This is a genomic window from Cyclobacterium sp. SYSU L10401 (assembly GCF_010993705.1).
In the GTDB taxonomy this organism is placed as follows: Bacteria; Bacteroidota; Bacteroidia; order Cytophagales; family Cyclobacteriaceae; genus Cyclobacterium.
Window position 1 is genome coordinate 866,665 of the sequence record NZ_WOFO01000001.1, and the last position, 20,259, is coordinate 886,923.

Here is a 20,259-nt window from a genome sequence, read left to right on the forward strand (position 1 = left end):
AATTTTGGCATTGATTATGGATTTCCATCTTTGCCAATGCAGCTTAAATCACCCTTATTCTTGTTTGGCATAAAATTATTTCTTCTTAAAACATTATTAATTATAGATTAATTATAATCTATTATTTGAGGTTCTTTCCTCAAAAAATGTATTTCATCGTCTATTTCGAAAGGCTTAGGGGAAAGTGTGGTTTTTTTGTGGAAATAATTTTTCTTCCGAATGTTGCATCAAAGAATAAAATTCTGTTTTTTATAAATAAAACATGCTTAATCAGAAAAAATTATTTATGTATTTGGAATACATAATTTAATATTTGTAAAAATGAAAGACAGAAAATTATTGATCAATTCCTTTTTTATGAATTAAATGTTACCTAACCAAAAGAAAACTGAAATGAATCGGACAGTAAACAAAGTAATAGCTACCCAAAATAGGTTTATAAAAGGAGCGATTGTAAGTGCTTTTTTAATCTTTTTTACGACTATAGTAATTAATGGTGAAACTATTGGTGCAAAAAATACTTATAATGATATTGAACATAGATTTGATTTACAAGATCAAGATACTGTTCCTTTAAATGATTTGGGAGAAGAATTATGGAAGGCTGGACATGAAAGCGGTACACAAGAGGAGTGGTTACATAGTGGTGGTGGGGGAGAGTTTAATAGCAATAGGGGAGATAGTTATGTAAGCACAGAAGTGGCAAGGTCAGGAGAACATTCCCTGAAAATGTCCATTAATACCACAAATGGTGGAGGTCATGCAACAAGAAATTACCGATGGGCAGAGATTGCCGACCATAAAGATTTAATTTTTACCCAATATGTTTACTTTCCGAATAGAATCGATTTTGATAGGAATAACAATTGGTTTAACCTGATTCAGACTAAAGGTGTGAAGTTTGCTCCGGGAGGAGCGGGAACAGGTCCGGATCAGATCAATTTACCTCATTTTGTGCTGGGGCTGGAAGTTCGTGGGGGTGCTGGAAGTGGCGGAGCCAACTATTTAAGTCTGGCTGACTTGCAAAAATTTTGGGGAAGCGAGCCTGATGTAATCTGGAAAGCCCCGGCAGGAATAGACCTACCTGTCAAGAAGTGGGTTAAAATTCAAATGCGCATCATTCAGGATAGGGGAGACAAGGGTAGGGTACTTGTTTGGCAGGATGATACCTTGATTATTGATACAAAATTTAGAAATACCCTTCGACCGGAGGTAGACATTAATATGTATAGTATCAATGCCTACGCCGATAAAACCTATCCCAATGTTACCAATATTTACCTCGACGATCTTTCCATCAACCTACCAGGATCATCGGTAGAGGAAAAGGAACCCGTTTCAATTTTGGAGCCGGCAGTATCCATCATCGTACCCCAAAACGAATTCAGAATTGTCAAAGGAGAACCATTGACAATTGAAACCGAGGTATCTGCCGACCCCAGCCTTGATGTTGATCTGGTAGAGTTTTTTATCAATGGGGAATGGGTAGGGGATATAAAAAACTCCCCATATAATTTTAATTTGACTGGTCTTTCAGAAGGGGAATATCAGCTTAAGGCAAAGGTTTGGGATTCCCGGAGAGTATTTTCTGAATCCAAAGAGGTAAGTTTTATGGTTTTGCCAAAGGAAGAAGAAAATGCAAAACAATCCGAACCTATTCCTGATGAAACGGGGGAACTTCCTTCCAATTCAGTTTTAAACTATAGCTTTGGAAGTAACCAATCAGTAGTATATGATGAAATGGTTTATTTTCCCGATCCAGTAGCTGAATTTATACTGGGGACTTCCTATAAGTACAGCAATGCTGAGGCAAGTAATATAAAGCTTTTCCAGCAGGAAAGAAACTCTCCTGATCTCAGGCTAAAGATCCCTGTCAAAAATGGGAATTATTCGGTTGTCACCTATCATAATGAACTCTGGTTTGGTAGGAAGGGCCCGGCTGCCAAATCCGGGCAAAGGGTATTTACCATTCAAATGGAGGGTAACTCCGTTCAAAAAGATTTGGATCTTTTTAGGGAAAACAATAACAAACCCATTCGATTGACATTCAATGATATTGAGGTAGTTGATGGATTTTTGGATATCAGGATGATTGCTTCAGTTAACCGGGCCACAATATCTGGACTTTCTATAATTCCTGAAGAGCTGAATGAAAAACCCTTGCCAGCGGAAAATGAATTTCAAATGGCATTAAATGTGGGAGGTAGGGAATCAGCAATCTATGAAGATTACGAATTTGAAGCAGAAATAGGTGCTTTTGATTTTTTTAATTCTCCCACTACCTATTCTGATGATGCATCCAGTAAAGATGTCTTGTTTCAAACCGAGCGCCACGGACTAAATTTAACCTATAAAATCCCCGTACCCAATGGCAAGTATTTGGTTAAAACCTACCACAATGAACTTTGGTTTGGGAAAAAGGGCCCAGCGGCCACTGCAGGCAATAGGGTATTTAGCATTTCTTTAGAGGGGAAGGTAGTGAAAAACGATCTGGATCTTTTCTTGCAAAGTAACAACCAGCCCCTGGAATTAATCTTTGAAGAAGTAGAGGTATTGGATGGAGTCCTGGACCTTGAATTGGAAGCATCTTCCAACAGAGCTACCCTTTCGGGTTTGTCCATCACGGGGTTTGCTCTCAGCTCAGGTTCAAATCTAAGGATTCAACAAACTTCGTCAGATCTGCAGGATTTTGAGGAGGACAAAAAGAACATTTCAGCAGCGTCTGTTTCTTTATATCCCAATCCTGCTGTTGACCAGATTTACCTTGAGGGAAACGGCCAGGAATTTCAACAATTTATTATACATGATAGTTTTGGAAACTTTTTGTATGAATTTGATCCGAAAGAACTCAAAAGCGGCAATAATCGGTATCTTCTATCACTTTCAGGTATAAAGGAGGGGATCTACCTAATCAGTATTATTCAAAAGGATAATACGGTAGAGAGGTTGCGTTTTCTCATTGGATCTTGAATTTTGTACCATGAATAGATAAAAAAGGCGATTTACATGAAGGTTAAATCGCCTTCATTTTATTTCTGAATTGTCCAGACTTCCTTTTCGATTTGGTTCAGAATTTCGGGATTACGATCCAAATCAAATTTTCTTGCAAACAAATAATCGTCCGGAAGATCCTTGATTTTTTGGATGTCTTCTGCTGTAATGAATCTGGGAGAAGGCTCATCCTTACCCGACCAGTTTGCATAGGTAAGCGAGTGTTTAATTTTGTTTGGGCTCTCTTTGTGAATTTCCCATACCAGACTCTGAAATAACATTTCATCAGGTAAGTTGGAGTGTTCCATGTACCGCAAGAGGTCAGGGTGATCCTTCAAAAAGGTAAGGATCTTTGAGGTAGTTTCAGGGCCAAGAGCCCACCAGGTATCCCCTCCATAAGGTATGATATATGCAGGAAAGGTTTTACTGGGCAATAAGGTTTTTATTTCTCTTCCTTTTTTTCGAATAGTAAGTTTAAGCAGCTTTTTCAAGGATCCAAGGCTATAGAATTCCTTTGATTGAAAGGAAGGAAGCTGTACAAAATCGCCTCTTTTGTCAGATAAATCTATTTTATACCAGTGAATACGGTCCTTACCTCCGTTTGTCCAATAAGGGGTAGGGAGGGGAAAACTGGATATGAAATCAACTCCGGCATTTTTTTGAAAAAAGGATTTGATGTAGTCCCCATTTCTAATGGGGTAATCTTGTCCACTCAAAAGTATGGAATACCCGTTCTTATCACTATCGGCTACCCTTTTGAGCATGGTCAGGGTGGCTTTAACAATTCCAATTCCTCCCCAGTTGCAGTGTTCGCGTTGGCCTTCTGGAATCAAATAAAGGTTCGAGAAATCCTTTAATGCCTCCCTGAACGGAAAAGGGTTGGTTTTCAAATCTATATGTACATAAAATCTGGTGTTCTCTTGATTTAATGCTACAACCATTTTCTTAACCTGAAATGGATTGGTATGAGCAAGGATTAAATAATTGATGGTCATTGGTTTATAGCAATGGCTAAAACAAACGAAACAAAGATTGGATTCCCGAGGATTTGACGATCAGTTCATTGATATTTTGAGTGTCATTTGGGTCCAGTCTCTTTAGTTCGAGAGGTTTACTGTGAATGGAATTGAATCCAGGCTCTACAGTAAACCCGCATAAGTAACCCGCCTCTTTCGCAAAATTGACCTCTCTTTTAGTAAAACTTCCATTCGGATAGGCGATGGCATTTATCGGCTTCTTCATTTTTTCTTCCAGAGCAAATTTTGATTCGGTAATTTCCCGCTTTGATTCTTCATCTCGGCAGTTACTTAGAATAGGGTGCGAAACCGTATGGGATTGCACGGAAGCCCAGGGTGCCATTTCTGCTATCTGAGTAGCAGTCAATGCCTGTTTATCAGGATGCTCTTCTTCCGAATGGAATCCTCTCGCTTGCAATATTGAGAGGCGTTCTTCATTAGGGATCCGTTTTAGATGCCCGATTGTTTTTTTATCCATCTTCTCCAAAAACCAAAAATGTTTGCCTGTATCAACGATTCCCGAACATAGAAATATGGTTACTGGTACCTGGTATTTTTTAAATACAGGAAGCAAAGAATGGTTTTTAATGTGTCCGTCATCAAACGTAACCACCATGGCTTTTTTGGGGATTTTACCGGGATCTTTTTTTTGAATGGCCGCAATCATCTCATCCATAGAAATGAAATTATAATGTTTTGAAAGATAGGCAAATGACCTCTCAGCAGTATCGGGATCTATGTCGTGAAAAACCAAAACTGAAATTTTATTTCTTTGGATAACCTCCCTAAAAAATACTGGAAGGCCGGAATACCGCAGCAGGGCGAAAACTATTTTTTTCATAAAAGTCTAAAATTAATTTAATCTGGAAGCCTATCCATGAACCAAAACCGAGCAGCTCTCAATAATTGATTTTGACTGGTGGATATTCGCCCTAGATGAGGCACCGAATAGTATTGACTCTACTCCCTCCAGAGAACAAACGTATTCAAAAGCCTCTTTAGGAGGCACGGCTCCGGCTGCCAATACCTGCATGGCCACCAACCTGCATCTTTTTTGTGCAATCACTTCTTCATATTTTTTAATTCCTCCAGACATCCTGAAACCTATCTTGTTGATGGAAGCACAAACGGTCGGGTTTTCGATTCCGGCTTTCTCCAAACTATCCAGTAATAAGGGTAAATTCATTGTAATAAACCCTGGTTCGGCTTGATATTTTTCTTTGATGTGCCTGTAAAAGGTAACGAGGAAGTCAGTCATTCCCAGTCCCAGGAGTAAATCCGTAATCACGTTTTGCACCCATATTACTGGTGTATTGATTCCTTTGAACATTTTCATTTCAGCATCAATCATAAGCCTAGCCAACTCATTGAAGTCTTTCTTCATGAAGGCCAGGCCTCCCTTCGCAAAAGTGCTGAAAATATTTCCTGGTACAAATTGTTTAATGGTTCCCAAATAACCCAATTCAGTCACTGCGTTGGCATATTTGTGAGCATACGGCATGCATGGGTATAACTTAAAATCTTTGTACTTGTCATTTCCTCTGATGCGGTTACAAATTTCACCAATCCGATCATGCGTTGTACACATAAAGGTATTGATCCCTTCATCAATGGCACTATCTAATACAGCCATGATGGCATCGTCTTCCTGAAACCGAATGGTTTGTGCCCTTGCTTTTTCATCTGAACTGTGGTTAACACCAAAAAATTGGTTGTCACCGAATAGTACTCTTTCCATGGTTTTGTTATTTACTGTCTGTGATTAATTTAGAAATAAGTTGGTCGGTATAGGATGCGCTTCGGAATGAACTTTTATTGTTCGTTTCAGAATTATTGATACACTTAATAAAATGATCGATTTGAGAGGAGTATTCTTCCCCCCGCAGGTAATAATCTACATTAGGAGTCAGTTCTGTGAGGTATTTTATTGTCCAACCTTTGGGTAAGTCTAATAGCTCGTTGGCCTCTTTTAAAAAGATTTTTACCTCAGTAGCATCTGCGATTATTTTCCCTTTTTTACCCAAAATGGTTATTTGGGTGTTCATTTTCCTATGTGTCTCGTCGCTCCAGTTTACTGATAATTGGCCACTGAGTCCATTTTGGAGGATTATGCTGGAATACACGGCATCTTCTACATCATTGGAGTAAATTCGCTTTAATTGAGTGCCGGAAACATCCATGGGTTTGTCCAGTAGAAAATGTATCAGATCAATGGTGTGCGAGGCATAGTCATACAGGCACCCGCCTCCCTGACCTTTTTGGGATCTCCAGGTGCTCCCTTTTTCTCGTAGAACTACCGGACCGTAAGATTCACCGCTAAAGTGGTACAATTCTCCCAATACGTTCATTTGAAGCAATATTTTCACCTCATTGAAGGTGCCCAGAAACCGGTTATGATAGCCTACCTGGTTGACCAGTTTTTTCTTTTCGGCTTTCTCTGCTAATACTTCGGCATCCTCGGCTTTTAACACAAAGGGTTTTTCACAAAATACATGAAGAGAACGATCGAGTGCATAATGCACCATCTCCGTATGAAATTTGGTTGGAGAGGCAATCACGATAGCATCCAGATCCATCTCTGTAATCATTTTTCGGTAATCTGTAAAACATTGGAATCGTGTATGTTTCTTAAACGCATCAATCACCAATGAGGAGCTGTCACATACCGCTACCAGCTTTACATCCGGATGCGCTCCCAGAATGGCACAATGGGAGATGCCCATTTTACCTAAGCCTATAATTCCTGTTCTTATCATTTTTTTGATTTTAAAATTATTTTGTTTCAATTTATTTTTAATCGATACCTCAAAGGGCATCTATGTATCTGTCTAGAAAGTCAATGATATTTTGCTTTTTAGAGACGAAAGGTTTGGGTTCAAATTCTTTGATTTGGAGCAGTAGCTCCTTTAAATCGTCCGTTTCCCTCCACCCTAAGAGATAATTTTCTTTTTCAAATTCAGTTAAGATTTCCATTTGATGCTCATCCACAACCTCTCCGTACTTGGGCATGCGGGGAATAGCAATTATTTTTTTACCCATTTTCAGTCCTTTTAATAGAGACCCTGATCCTGCATGGGAGATGATGATGCGGGCTTCCCTATATAATTGATCCAGTTCCTCCATCGGAAGAAAAGGTTTGTAGGTAAGGTAGTGGGATGGAAAGTCGGTAAATCCATTCTGAACAATTACTTTTTCCCGGATAATTCCCTCCCTGCAAAGACTATCAATGGCCACCAGTGGCCGTTCAAATTGAGTTGGAAAAGTTCCTAATAATACAAGAATCATAATTTTGTTAATAGTTAAATGAAAAGAATCAGTAGTTCTCGATGAATGTTAATAGATCCCGCCCAGATAGATTGCTTTCTTATAAAACTTCTGTGGTTCAGGCCACTGTATAATGAATTTATCTGCAATGGGATATATCAAATCAGCAGAAGCTGCCCGGGATTTGATCCTCGCATAGGATAAAATCCAAACGATTTTAACTCCCATTGATTTCCCTAACAAACACATGGGTACAGCCGTATGGCTGCCGGTTGTGATGATGGCTTTTGGAAAATGTCCTAAAAGTATTTTTAGGGTTAGGAAAAAATTTACCAGTAAATGAATAAAGAAATTAAGGTTTCTTTTCTTCCCCTTTGGCCTTCCCTTTAGAAATTTCATATTGAATTGGCGTGCATAGGGAAGAGTGGAAGGTGCTTTCTCCGTAATGATGAGGTAATCGTATTTAATAAACCAATCCTTTAATTCCATTATTTGGGCTAGATGCCCACCATCCGAGCAAATAAGAATTATTTTTTTCTTTTTTTCTATGTTTTCCATATTTCAATTCTGCCTATTTACACCCTTGACTATTTGTTTTATTGCTGTTCTTTTCAGGAAACGGTTTCTGTTGCCTTTAATGTATGGGACACCGGCTGAGGTAAATCCATAGCCTTTAGGTAGTGTTTTGCCAGGCTTTTGGCAATGGCCTGGTGCTGGTATATTGACTTTTTTAAAAAGGCTTCCCGGATTCCACCACGCTCCTCTTGAAACGTTCTGATCAACAGGTTTGCTAACTCCTCTACTTCATGTGAAGAAGCCACCCGGCAATTAGGAACCTCATCCACAATTTCTTTTACATCACCTACCGGTGTAGCTACCACAGGAAGGTTGCAGCAAAGGGCTTCTTTTACTACCTGAGGGGATCCTTCTGTTTTTGAGGTCAGCAGCAAGCAGTCCGCTTTATTTAAAAGTGACCGTACTTCTGAGCGGCTTAATTTATCGATGCAGGCAAAGTTTACCTGATGCGAAACCTTTTTCCTTACTTGCTCTATTACCCTGAGAAATAGTGGGTAATCTTTGACTTCTCTGGAAGGACTACTTGGGAATAAAACCAATTTTGAATTTCCAGAAGTACAGGTGGGTAGTTCGGGCTTGAAGAATTCAGCATCCACCCCACATGTTACAACCTCCACGTTTTGGTTGTAGGGATGGACAAGATTTTTCATGGCCTCATTTTGTACAAAGATCTGATCTGCCTTTGGTAGAATTTTTTTTGTCAACCAAACTTGCCACCCATTTTTCTTCCTTTTTTGGATATCGCTTCCGTGCAATGTTAAGAATACCTTTTGGCGGGGTTTGAAGAATAATAGAAATATCCCGGATAGTCCATAATGCACATGTATAAGATCAAAGCTTCTGGATTGAATAATTCTTGGGATGGACAAGATAGATTTCAGGTATTCCCATTTTCCCTGATAAACCGAATCAATCAATTTAACCTCAACCTGAAGGGGGATTATTTCAGATAAATCCTGGATTTGTTCCTTAATGAAAATACCGTCAACAGGGTGATCTTCGGTTGGGTACATATTGGTCACGTAAAGTGATTTTATTGTCTTTTTTGGCATGGTAATAATCATTATCCGACTTGATATGAAATGCGATGAGAAAGCAGAAGTGATTCCAGATAAGGAGCCAGATTATTTCTGGCAATGTATTGCCAGGAATAATCGTTGCATACCCGGCGAATTTTTTCCGAGTCGAACTCATTTAATCTTTGAATCAGTTTTTCCAACCCCCTGGCGACCGATGCTTCATCGTCCTGTATGAGTTCACCACTGATATCTGTGATGATTTTGGCGTTTTCCACTGTAGCAGTGGCCAGCACGGGCAAACCAGAAAGTAAATATTCATAGGTTTTTGTAGGAGGCTGATGCGTATAATACGGGGTTATGGGGACGTAAGAAATTCCTATGGTCGCCTCTTCAAAATACCCGGACAACTGATCATTGTGTACATAGCCTGTAGTCCGAATCACATTTTCCAGTCCATGTGATTGGATGTAATCTTCAATTTCTGTGCGCTCATTTCCAGGTCCGTCACCGATTATGGTTAATGTAATGGGGGGCTTCACCAATTTATTGTCAGACATATACCGGTATAGACCCCGAATAAATACCAAGAGATTTCTGTTTTCCAGGGTGCCTACATACAATAAATTCGCATGGTTAAAAGATTTATTCCCGGAGCAGAATTTCTCCCCACCTAAGGGAAGGAAATGATACTTTGTAAAACCCAATTTATTGGCCAGTCCATGACTCAGGATGGAAAGGTGAGGAAACCTGACTGCCTCCCACTTCAATAGTTTGTCTTTGACAAGGTTGATTAGGGCCTTATCCGTATCGGTGGCTGTTCGTATATCGAGATTGAAGGTTTGTTGCGGGTTTTGCCAGCGAAGAAAAGTACAGCCGGGAAAATACACCAGAAATACCAGGTCATAATTGCCGGACCCGATTTCCATATTGATTTTTTTCAAAAACCGATACCAGCGTATCAATTTGTTGCCTTTTCTGGCAAGATACTTTGTCCGTACACCGGGAACTACGATTTTTGGCAAACCAAAATCCCAACTCAAGTGTGTGATTCGGAAATCATTTTTCAGGTAATACCCAAATTTATATGGGTCTACATGGTATCCGTATTGGGATTTGGTGACGATCAGTAAATTTTTCATTTCATTTTGTTGTAAAAATAATAGCTTAAAAACGCCTGTACCTGATGAGGCACCTTACCAGTAATTTGATGCTTTGGTACAGATCCGCTGGATAAATCTTTTTGGTTTCTTTCAGGTAATAATAAAAAACAGGTAAGCCTATTTGAGAAGATTTTTTGCTTAGAAAGAAAAAGATGCTCCCCAGCACTTCGGCAAATGCTTCTGAATCATAGACTTTTTTGATCTCGTTTTTCTCCTGAAGGAAAATCAGCCAGTCAAAAGCTTCCTTATAAGAAGGGTAGGTTTGAAACAAATGGGTAGAACCAATTTTGCGGTGCATGCGGAGTTGGTCCTCAGTAGGAACTATCTCAAGTTCCCGTAGCGATTTTTCATAAATCAATTTATGTATGATAAAACTTCGTTCTTCTGCATTCTCAAAACTTTTCATGATGCTGGTGTCCGAATCGCGGTAATAGTACAGGGATTGAGGGATATTGGCCACTGGGAATTTCCTACAGGCTTCCCAATAAAAATCGTAATCCTCGGCAACGGCGAGTCGGCCATCGAATGCGAGACCAGCTTTTTTCACCCAATCCAGGCGATACATGGCTGTTGCATTCCAAATGGCGGGCTTGAACAACAACAGTGCTTTAATCCGTTCGTGATCAGTAGGAGATTTGGAAACTTCGGATTTTTTTTCATCAAATCTGGTAAGCCAGGTGCCACATATTCCGATGTGCGGATGAGTATCCATGAAGTTTAACTGTTTTTCAAACCTATCGGGTGCTATGAGATCATCACAATCCATCCAGGCCAGAAATTCTCCTTTGGCTTCATGTAGCCCCCTGTTTCGGGTAAAGGAAATTCCCTTGTTCTTACCGTTACTGAGAATGCGAACTCTGGGATCGGTAAGTTTCCGAATGATTTCCAGGGAGCCATCCTCTGAGCCGTCATCGATAATGATGAGTTCAAATGCCGAAAAACGCTGCTCAAGCACACTGTCAATAGCTTCTTGCAGATGCTTTTCACCGTTGTAAACAGGCATGACTACAGATAATTTGGGAGCTTTCATAGGTTAATGAGCTTTTCTTTTGAGTGAGAGGGAGTTTGCTTATTTATTTCCCCTGTAGCCGAAGAATTTTCTATCAATTTCCAGAGAATTTCCTTTTTCTTTTGGTCCATATAGGAGCGGTGATAGATGTAAAGGGCAAAAATGGTAGCGATGAGGTAATGGTAATGGTAAACCGAATACCAGGTAAAACTGGTAAGCAACAAATACCATAGATAATATTTTACATATACATGTCCTCTGGGTATGGGTAAAACAAAACTTTTGTACCACATCAATCCGAATCCCAAAATTGCAAAAACTCCAAACATGGCATAAACAGCAATTATGCCTACATCAGATAGAAAATATTCGTGAGTGTTACTAAGCCTTTCCATGAATTTGCCATAAGAAGATATTCCCCAGTTTGGAGCTCCATTCCCAAAGATTTGGCTTAGGGTATTTGGAGAAAATTCGGTCAGGAAATATTTGCCGGCCTGAACCCGAATGTAATTTTCCCCCAATTTTGAATCCCTTTGCTGCGCTTCTATGACACCTTTAATCATGGGAATGTCTGCATTTACCAGGATGATTAATCCTCCGGCAAATGCGCCCAGGATGAGGGATTTTTTTATCAGAGACTGACTTTTAAAGAAATGGTAAAAATAGATCAGGAATACTCCTGCAATAAATTGTCTGGTTACCTGCATTACCGGCACAATTAAGCCTATTAGTGCCAATCCCATATACATCCATTTATATCGATCATTTTGAGTGATTTTGGTGATGGCGATAAAAATAGATAGGATAAATATACCTGCGCCCGGGAAAATGATGCGTATAGCCCCTCTTTGCTCCGAAAACTCCTCCCCCGAAATGGGTTTCCCAAAGAATACGGTATGGGCATTGGCATATTGAAAAAAATACAGTAAAACATACAGTAAACCGTAGCCCAGAATAATTTTTTCAAGGGTGCTTATGGAGATTTTTAGGTGAAGTAAAAGGAAAAACAGGGGCCATAACATGTATTGGGAAGTCTCCAATAAGCTGTCTTTAAATCCCTGCCCCCATGAAAAAAGGGCCATCACCATGGAGAGAATGATGGAAAATGAGATCATCTGTACGGGTAGGACGAAGCCACCCTTTCGGTCAAACAAATACAAACTGGAAATCAAGACTGTTCCCAACACCGCCACAAACTCCAGGTAATTCACAATTTTTGGATTGATGAATTTGGCATCAAAAAAATTAAGGCTTACGATTACCAGGAGTAAAAGGAATACTATGGGTAATTTTTCTTTCATACTGATTTAGCCAAAGTGTAATTTCTGAAAAAATATATACCAGTAAGGATCAGCACCAGGATCCCAACCAGCACTTTATAGGTTAAAGTAATATTTCCCGCTACAAAATAGGATAAACCAAACAATACTGCGGCAGATACCCACATGAGTCCCCTGTCCTCTATTTTGAAGTGTAGGGTTTTACGGAATACATACCAGAGATAAAATTGGAAAATGGCAAAGGAAAACACCATGCCCGATGCTAGTCCCAAAGCACCATATTGGCTGCTCAAGAATAAAATAGGAGTAGAAAACAGCGAATTGACAATGCCCAGGCGGAGGATTTTTTTCTCGTTGTTGGTGGCCCCAAAGATGGTACCGATCAGGCTGTCTACGGATGTAAGGAATAAGTACCACACCTGTAGCTGACAGACAAGGACAGCGGGCAGGTAACTTTCCGGAAATATTAATTCAAATAATTCTTTTGCAAAAAGTGTGAAAAGAAAACAAAGCAGCATACCCAGTAGCATGTAATATTTAAATCCCAGGCTGACAAAGTTTTGGAATTTGGCCTTATTAGTAACCCAAAGTGCGGATAGGTTCGGGAAGATAGCCACCAGACCAAAATCCAATACAAAGGAAATCGGGCCTGTTAATCTTTCAGACAGGTTGAAATAACCAATTTCCTCACGAGTCGAATTGATATCCAGAAAGTTATTGGTGAATTTGGTGTAGGGCAGCATGACCAGAACCAGGGCCAAATAAGGCCAGCTTTCTTTCAGCAGGGAATAGGAGGAAGTCACAAACCCTTTCATTTTCCCCAGGACGAGCCCTTGCTTGCGCAAGGTGATGTGAAAAACGAAGTTTTTAATCAGGTTTAAGGCCAGAAAAGAGTAAAAGAGAAAGGGTACATCCATATAAGATCCCGGTAGAGCAAATATCCAAAGAAACCATACTATACTGAATGCTAAATTGATTATAGACGGGGGGAGCATTTTTTGATGTCCCAGGAATGCCGTTTCAAACAACTTTCCAAAACAGGAAACCAATGCAAATAGAAGAACGAAAAGTAATTCCTGTCCATGCAGGTTACCCAACAAATGGTTGTATAAAAGGTAAATTGCTCCCAGCACCAAAAGTGCAAGCGTTCTTAATATCGCACCGTTATAAATCAGGTCTTTAGAACGATTCGGATCTCTGGCGATGCTCCGGATTACTATGTTTCGGATTCCTAAATCTCCTATTGTCAAAAGAAGTGTACCCTGAGCAATCAGGAAAGTATACAATCCGTAATCGTCCGGATGGAGAATTTTGGTGATTTTCAATACCGTTAACAAACCAATCAATTGGGACAGGATGCTCCCAAATGTCAGGTAAGAGAAATTTTTGAAAACCTTATTTTGAAAAAGATTCCTTATCACGGTAAAAATGTTTTTTTCTGAGCGCTTACTTCCTTCTTTATCAATTTCACTAGTTCATATGAAGTGGGGTAATCAAATCTTCTGGCAAAAAGCTTTGTTGATTTTTTAAGTTTGGGAAAGTCAGATTTGTCCAGAGTGGCCGGACTGTTTCCATTTCTATGTTCCCATAAAACCAGGGTCATGGTATTACCTGTTATTGCAGTTTTGAAAGGAGAATTCATGAGAACGGTTTGGAATAGAATTTCTTCCGGACACAAAGTATGTTTCAATCGTTTTAAAATGGTCGGTTCTTCAGCCAATCGGTCAATGACGTACCGGACACAGTCACTGCTTAATGACCACCATACTGATCCTCCATATAGCTTTGGGAATGCAGTAAAGGGTTTGCGGCGGATGCGTAAGAGTTGCTGTACTTTCAGGCAAAGATTGATTAATTTCGATCCTGATAGGGTTTTCCGATTAAATAGGTCATAAAAGTTGTAATAATTTAACCGATTTATCTCCCCTTTTGCCCATCTTGATGAGGGTAAGGGAAATTGCTCGATAAATTGCATCCCTTTATGTTTTCTGTAAAAATCCTTGATTTCCTGGCTACTTTTAATGGGGAAATCCTGACCACTCATACTATGGATATAGCCGATTTCCTTGTTTTTCAAGGCTTCTTCTGCTAAAAGAAGCAAAGCTTTCAATAAATTCAATCCACCCCAGTTTACAGTATATTTGCGACTGATAAAGACCACATTTTTTTGCTGGGTAAGATTCTTGATTGATGTGCTCTTCAAATTACTTTTTTTGTCCAGATGGATGTAGAACAAGAAATCATCATCAAGTAGGTTAATATACTCAATTAAATGGTGGACGTTTTTGTAGGCTAAGAATAATACCGCATGTTTCATGGTCATTTCAAAAAGTTAGAAGGTGGCTGTATATTATATGCTTGCTGTTTTTTTTTCGGAATAATATCCATAACCATATCCGTAACTATGTTCGGATTTGGCATCGTTTAATATCAATACAGGGTTTGGGAATTTATTTTTGTCTGCGATTTCGTTGATTAAATTGAGGTGATTGGGCTTGGTGTAATAATACCGTATCACGTAGGCCAGCATGTCGGCATAGGGGGACAAAGCAAAGGCATCGGCCACCAGGCCAACCGGTGCACTGTCTATGATAATGTGGTCAAATTTATTGCGTAACTCGAGGAAAAGTTCTTCTAACCGGGGACTATTCATGAGTTGTATAGGGTTATCCGGTATTTTACCCGCCCCGATTAGGAATATGTTTGGGTTATCTTCTGAGAGGTGAAGAATATCTGTCGTCAAATAGGTTTCATCCCTTAAGTATTCGCTTATCCCTGGTTTTTGCGACTTGACGCCAAGCTGTTTCAGGACAGATGGTTTTCGTAAATCAAATTCCAGGATTACGGTTTTCTTTCCGGATAAACCAATGGTACGGGCAAGGTTTATACTAAAGAAGGTTTTGCCTTCTCCACCAATGCTGGAGGTCGTTAAAATCACCTGATTTGGCTTCCTCATGGAAGCAAATTTCATGTTTGTCCAAATCAGGTTAATTTGTTCGCCTACCAGGGACTTTCGGCGACCACTTCCCAAATAAAGGTTTTTTCTTTTTTCATGGGATATTTCCCCCATCACCGGAACAGGGCAGGCAGCTTCCACATCTTCCTTTTGGCCGATTTTACCAAAAAAGTAATCGTTTAGATAAATCAGGCTAAAGGGAAAACCAAACCCTAGAATTAAGGCAAATATCATGATTAGCTTTTTCAGAGGCTTTGCAGGATACAGACCAGCCATTGGCGGATCAATCATCCGGGCATTCGATACGGAAGTAGCAGCAAGAGAAAGTACTGATTCTTCTCTTTTTTTCATTAAATACTGGTAATTTTCTTGTTTAGTGACTTGTTGCCTGGTAATGTTTAGTAGTTCCCTTTCAATCTTTGGTACCCGGTTGGCCCTTTCTTCGATTTGCAAGGCGTTTTCTTCCAGACTTTTCCTGGCGATCTGAATACTCCTTTTACTACTTTGAATATTTTCTAAAAGGTCCGATTTAAGACTAAAAAGCTGTTCGTCCAGGTTTTTTACCAGGGGATTATCTGCCGTGGTTCCATTTAATAACCTTTGTCGCTCACGCTGCAGTTCATTGTATTTTTTTACCAAATCTGACAAGGCAGCATCCTCAATTAAAAGAGAACCCTGAACCATTTTTGAAGAATTGTTGGTCGCCGATAAATTTTCTTCGAGGTTATTCAGCACTTCAATGCTGATGTCATATTCAGATAGTTTTTGTTTGGTATTCCCCGAATTTTCCAGGTACAATTGTGATTCTGCACTTAGGTCAGAAATGGAATTTTGGTTTTTGTAAGTTTCAACAGCTTCTTCTATTTCAGCCAGGTCTGCAGTAAGTTTGGCCATTTGTTCATCAATAAATGCCAGGGTATTAGCCGCAGTGGAATTGACGTTTTTCAACGCCTCATTATTATATACCTCGACCAAGGTCTTTAGAAATTGCTCACCTTTTTCAGGGATTGGTGCTAAAAGACTCAGAGAAATGACCGTGGAGAGTTTATTTGTTGGCTCAGCATTGATGTTTTCGCTGTATTCATGCGCCATCTCCCGAAGATTATTGTAGGTAAAATAAATTGTCTTTGGAAGAGGTTCTTCCTGATTTTCATTAAGATGAATGGTGAATTCCCCAAAAAAATTGCTTAACTTCTCTCCAAAAACATGTTGACTCCTTATGCCTTCTTCCATTTCCAGAATAAAAGATTTGTCGTCCAATATCTCGAGCCGTACCATACCGGTGAACTTTTCGGGTCGCTCGTTAAAGCTATTGTACCGAATACTTATAGGGCAGCTTTCTCCATAAAGCTCCTCGTACCGGTTAAATCCCTTTTCAACATAAAAGTTGTTGTAAAGTGACATTTGCTCCAACGATTTTTTGATCAATGAAGTAGATGTCAATACCTCTATTTCATTTTCAATAATATTGGTGGTCTGATAACCATCCAAATCATCTAAAACGGTATTGGTTGAAAATCCTTTTTTTGCCTCCTCATTGGTATTTATCATCAAAGTGGAGGTGATTTCGTATTGCTCCGGTGTATAATAAATATATGCCAGGGCAGCGGCGCAAAAAAATGAAACCCCCACGAGAAATAAATACCACTTCCTGAGATATTTTTTTAAATAAAATTCAAGGGGAACTGAACTAGATTTTCTTAAATCAATTTCCTGGCTCAATAAGTCCTTAATGTCCATGGTTAAATAAAAATTACTGTTAAATAAAAAGGAATTTAAACTTGCTGTTTGGTCACAACTTCGTCTGGTCAATCACAAATTCAAGATTGAGATCAAAAGGATCCATCAAAATTGACATGCTATTTTAATGGGAAAGAAGCTGTTTAAAGAAAAAAAAATATTTAATTTTTTAAATTTAATATTTATAAAATTAAATATTACCTGTCGTCCACAAACAACGCTGTTTTGCTATTTATTTTATTACAAACTTTTTTATGTATTTAAAATACATTTTTACAAATGTAAAAAATATTTAATCAAACTCAAATATTTTTTCATATATAAAAAAATGATTTTTGTCAGATTTCCGTTTCCTCCCAAAGTTAAATTTGGATTAGAAGCTTAAATTTTTCGGTGGAAGCTGACTATCTTATTAATATTTTGGTTTTTTTGTATTTTTAATATGGAAATAACTATATCCGAAAAAGTATGGAATAATATTTTAAAATCTAATAAATCTTTTCAAGAAGCTTTAGGTTATAGCACTTCTTTTTCGGCTTTAAAAATTAAATATTTAAATTAAAAACAGTAGTAATTATTAAAATATAAATAAAAAAATAAAAAATTATATCTTTCCTTTCTTCTTCAACTGCCAATACCGCATCAGACCGCTTACGGACATCCAGCTTGGATTCGCATACTCATAAAGTAATTGCAGTTTTTTGTCTGCTCCATGCTGTTCCATTTGACGGGTGGTGTAGGTCTGAAAGGCAGCTTCAACTGCTTCAATAGGGTTTTCATTATCAAAATGGACCTTCATCCAATTTGCCCAGTCATCCAGCGCATTATCCAATAGGGCAAAGTGTTTGTTGGGGTTGGTGATTTCCCCGAAGTGCGTCAGGTATATCTTTTCAGGATTCTGATCTAAAATGATCCTCATGGATTTTTTCCAATCTTCCAGATGAATATCGGGAGGAGGGCAGGGGGGGACCACTGGTCCATCGGATATTTTGACTCCTCCTACATCACCTGTAAAAATATTTCTCCCCAATTGCCAGGCAATGTGATGGCTGGCATGACCGGGGGTATGCAGGGAAGTAAAAGTCATATCCCCGATAGGGATGGTTTCTCCATGGGAGGCCGCAACCAATCGGCTCTCACTTATGGATTTCATTTTGCCCCAAAGCAGCTCCATGTTTTCTTCACCGTAAATCTTAGCTGCAGAATTCCAAAGTCTTTCCGGACTGGCCAGGTGAGGAATCCCAAGTGGGTGCAGGTAGATTTTAGCCCCTTCCTCCGCAAGTTTCCAGGCCGCACCGGCATGGTCGAAATGGATGTGTGTTAGCAGGACTGCATTCACGTCACCTGGCTTAAGTCCATGCTGTTGTAAACCCGCCACCAGGCTTTCCCAGGTGCTTTCCGGTCCTGTTTCTATCAGTACATGGCTGTCATTCTGGCTAATCAGAAAGCTGGCAATGGTATTTTTTTCTTCCTTAAAGTGCAGGTCAATGATCTTTATCTGGTACATTATCCGAATAAAGTATAGTTTCCAAACTGATCCATGGGTAAGGTTTTCCGAATGACAAAAGCACTGTCATTGGCCACCTGATTGACCATAGGAGATACGGTATACTTTGTCATTTCTTCATCAGGATAGGGTCCAAGCATTCCCAGCAATTCCTCTTCGGAAGTACGGGTATCCAGCCATTTGGCCTCGTCCTCTTTCTTAAGTATCACAGGCATCCGATCATGTATTTCGGCAGTAAGCTGGTTGGGAGATGTGGTTAAAATTAAAAATGTATGGGCTGTTTCACCTTTTTCGGTTTCAAACTCCTCCCAGATCCCTGCCAAAGAAAATAAAGTTTCTCCATGCTGCACAAAACGATAGGGAACCTTTGTCTTTTTCCCTATTTTTTTCCATTCAAAAAAACCATCAGCAGGTACCAGGCAACGATTTTTTTTAAAGGCAGCTCTGAAAGTAATTTTTTCAGCGATGGTTTCAGCCCGGGCATTGATGAGTTTACTGGATACTGGTTTGTTTTTTGCAAATGCAGGGGTAATCCCCCAATAAAAATGGGAAAATCCTTTGGGGCTTTCAGAGGTAATCACAGGGACGAGTTGAGAGGGTGCTATATTGTATCGTGGAACAAAAGGTTCCAGCATTTCAGCTTCAAACCTGTTTTCCAGGTCTGTTTTTGTTTTGGCAAGTGAGTATCTTCCACACATATTGAATTGAATTCAGCTTCAGGTAATGATGTAATTTAAAGATAATTTTCGCTTTGGATAAATTCAAGTGCCCTTATTTCAGACCAGTACCTTTCGGTCCTGGATCTGGGACTAAACCCTACGTGGCCTCCCTGCCTGGGGAATTCCATGTAAACCTTATCTGAGCGTTCTCCAATTTCCCTGGGATAACAAGATTTGCTTAGAAATGGATCATTCAGGGCGTTTAAAATCAGGCAGGGGAGCCTAATGGATTTCAGGAAAGTGAGGGAGGCGTTTTTTTCGTAATAATCCGCCGCATTTTCAAACCCATGCAATGGGGCAGTAAAGGCATCATCAAAAGCCCTGAGCGTGGAAATGGATGCCAGAGATCTGCCTTGAATTATCTCCGGAAAATCCAGGGCTTTTTCTCGTATTTTTTTCTTTAAGGAAAGGAGAAAATTATAAGCATAGATTTTATTTTTGAAATGATCTATCCGGTCACAGGAAGCACTTAGGTCAAGCGGTACAGAAATGGTCACGGCCTTTTTAATCTTATTCTGGCCAGGCCAATGCTTTTCTCCAAGATACTTGAGAGTGAGGTTTCCTCCCAGACTAAAACCAATCAGGTAAATGGTGCGGTATTTTACAGAAGCATGGCAAACCACCTCGTTTAGGTCATAGGTGGCACCGGAATGGTAAAAAATAGGTTTCAGGTTGGCAGGGCCGCTGCATCCCCTGAAATTCCAGTTCAACACATCATACCCATTATCAAAAAACATGCGGGCCATTCCTGTCATGTAGGGTCTTTGGCTATTTCCTTCCAGACCATGGCTGATGATGATGAGTTTTGAGCTGCCTTGCCTCAGCCAGTCCAAATCAAGAAAATCACCGTCTGCTGTGCTAATTCTTTCTCTTTCAAACCTTAAGCGATGCTTTTCCCTGAACAGTGCAGGGATAATGGTCTGCATGTGACCATTAGATAGCAGCTGATGGGGATTGTAATTTGATTTTATAAGTACAGGCATTTGAAAGGCGCAGGCATTCCGGAATCATTTCTTACGTGA

General features: G+C 39.6%; 17 protein-coding genes. 1 reads left to right on the forward strand and 16 read right to left on the reverse strand.

The genetic code is table 11. From position 1 onward, the window contains the following. Nucleotides 1-393: 393 nt before the first annotated feature. Nucleotides 394-2,970: a malectin domain-containing carbohydrate-binding protein gene (locus GL182_RS03615; RefSeq protein ID WP_163378183.1), complete on the forward strand. Its 2,577-nt coding sequence runs from the start codon at nucleotides 394-396 to the stop codon at nucleotides 2,968-2,970. Nucleotides 2,971-3,029: 59 nt separating this feature from the next. Here the strand turns inward: GL182_RS03615 and GL182_RS03620 are convergent, their stop codons facing one another. From GL182_RS03620 to GL182_RS03695, 16 genes are all read right to left on the reverse strand, one after another. Next, a complete protein-coding gene (locus tag GL182_RS03620; protein WP_163378184.1) occupies nucleotides 3,030-3,986 on the reverse strand; it encodes a beta-1,6-N-acetylglucosaminyltransferase in 957 nt (318 codons plus the stop codon). A 16-nt stretch (nucleotides 3,987-4,002) separates the two neighbouring features. Beyond that, nucleotides 4,003-4,848 carry a polysaccharide deacetylase family protein gene (locus GL182_RS03625; protein WP_163378185.1) on the reverse strand — a complete coding sequence of 282 codons (846 nt, stop codon included), beginning with the start codon at nucleotides 4,846-4,848 and terminating at the stop codon, nucleotides 4,003-4,005. A gap of 30 nt (nucleotides 4,849-4,878) precedes the next feature. Further along, a complete protein-coding gene (locus GL182_RS03630) occupies nucleotides 4,879-5,745 on the reverse strand; it encodes a hypothetical protein (protein WP_163378186.1) in 867 nt (288 codons plus the stop codon). Between the two features lie 7 nt (nucleotides 5,746-5,752). Then, nucleotides 5,753-6,763, reverse strand: a complete 1,011-nt coding sequence (locus tag GL182_RS03635) for a Gfo/Idh/MocA family protein (protein WP_163378187.1) — start codon at nucleotides 6,761-6,763, stop codon at nucleotides 5,753-5,755. A gap of 49 nt (nucleotides 6,764-6,812) precedes the next feature. After that, a complete protein-coding gene (gene pssE / locus GL182_RS03640) occupies nucleotides 6,813-7,292 on the reverse strand; it encodes a PssE/Cps14G family polysaccharide biosynthesis glycosyltransferase (RefSeq protein WP_163378188.1) in 480 nt (159 codons plus the stop codon). A 48-nt stretch (nucleotides 7,293-7,340) separates the two neighbouring features. After that, complete coding sequence (pssD, locus tag GL182_RS03645; protein WP_317167778.1) at nucleotides 7,341-7,829, reverse strand: PssD/Cps14F family polysaccharide biosynthesis glycosyltransferase; 489 nt, start codon at nucleotides 7,827-7,829, stop codon at nucleotides 7,341-7,343. 53 nt (nucleotides 7,830-7,882) lie between these two features. Next, on the reverse strand, nucleotides 7,883-8,899 hold the full coding sequence (locus GL182_RS03650; protein WP_163378190.1) for a glycosyltransferase family 4 protein: 1,017 nt from the start codon (nucleotides 8,897-8,899) through the stop codon (nucleotides 7,883-7,885). A gap of 11 nt (nucleotides 8,900-8,910) precedes the next feature. Further along, nucleotides 8,911-10,005: a glycosyltransferase gene (locus GL182_RS03655; RefSeq protein ID WP_163378191.1), complete on the reverse strand. Its 1,095-nt coding sequence runs from the start codon at nucleotides 10,003-10,005 to the stop codon at nucleotides 8,911-8,913. 25 nt (nucleotides 10,006-10,030) lie between these two features. Then, nucleotides 10,031-11,056: a glycosyltransferase family 2 protein gene (locus GL182_RS03660; protein ID WP_163378192.1), complete on the reverse strand. Its 1,026-nt coding sequence runs from the start codon at nucleotides 11,054-11,056 to the stop codon at nucleotides 10,031-10,033. Then, the gene (locus tag GL182_RS03665; protein ID WP_205603567.1) at nucleotides 11,053-12,336 is read right to left on the reverse strand and encodes a hypothetical protein; all 1,284 of its coding nucleotides are present in this window, start codon (nucleotides 12,334-12,336) and stop codon (nucleotides 11,053-11,055) included. Before GL182_RS03665 ends, GL182_RS03660 begins: the two co-directional genes overlap by 4 nt. Next, nucleotides 12,333-13,736 (reverse strand): oligosaccharide flippase family protein, encoded by a 1,404-nt coding sequence (locus GL182_RS03670; RefSeq protein WP_163378193.1) that lies wholly within the window; start codon nucleotides 13,734-13,736, stop codon nucleotides 12,333-12,335. The genes GL182_RS03665 and GL182_RS03670 overlap by 4 nt, the downstream gene beginning before the upstream one ends. Then, complete coding sequence (locus GL182_RS03675; RefSeq protein WP_317167779.1) at nucleotides 13,733-14,638, reverse strand: beta-1,6-N-acetylglucosaminyltransferase; 906 nt, start codon at nucleotides 14,636-14,638, stop codon at nucleotides 13,733-13,735. The genes GL182_RS03670 and GL182_RS03675 overlap by 4 nt, the downstream gene beginning before the upstream one ends. 27 nt (nucleotides 14,639-14,665) lie before the next feature. Next, on the reverse strand, nucleotides 14,666-17,011 hold the full coding sequence (locus GL182_RS03680; RefSeq protein ID WP_163378195.1) for a GumC family protein: 2,346 nt from the start codon (nucleotides 17,009-17,011) through the stop codon (nucleotides 14,666-14,668). Between the two features lie 604 nt (nucleotides 17,012-17,615). Next, nucleotides 17,616-18,518 (reverse strand): MBL fold metallo-hydrolase, encoded by a 903-nt coding sequence (locus GL182_RS03685; RefSeq protein WP_163378196.1) that lies wholly within the window; start codon nucleotides 18,516-18,518, stop codon nucleotides 17,616-17,618. Next, a complete protein-coding gene (locus tag GL182_RS03690; protein WP_163378197.1) occupies nucleotides 18,518-19,216 on the reverse strand; it encodes an SOS response-associated peptidase in 699 nt (232 codons plus the stop codon). Before GL182_RS03690 ends, GL182_RS03685 begins: the two co-directional genes overlap by 1 nt. Before the next feature lie 35 nt (nucleotides 19,217-19,251). Further along, nucleotides 19,252-20,220 carry a YheT family hydrolase gene (locus GL182_RS03695; RefSeq protein WP_163378198.1) on the reverse strand — a complete coding sequence of 323 codons (969 nt, stop codon included), beginning with the start codon at nucleotides 20,218-20,220 and terminating at the stop codon, nucleotides 19,252-19,254. Nucleotides 20,221-20,259 lie beyond the last annotated feature (39 nt).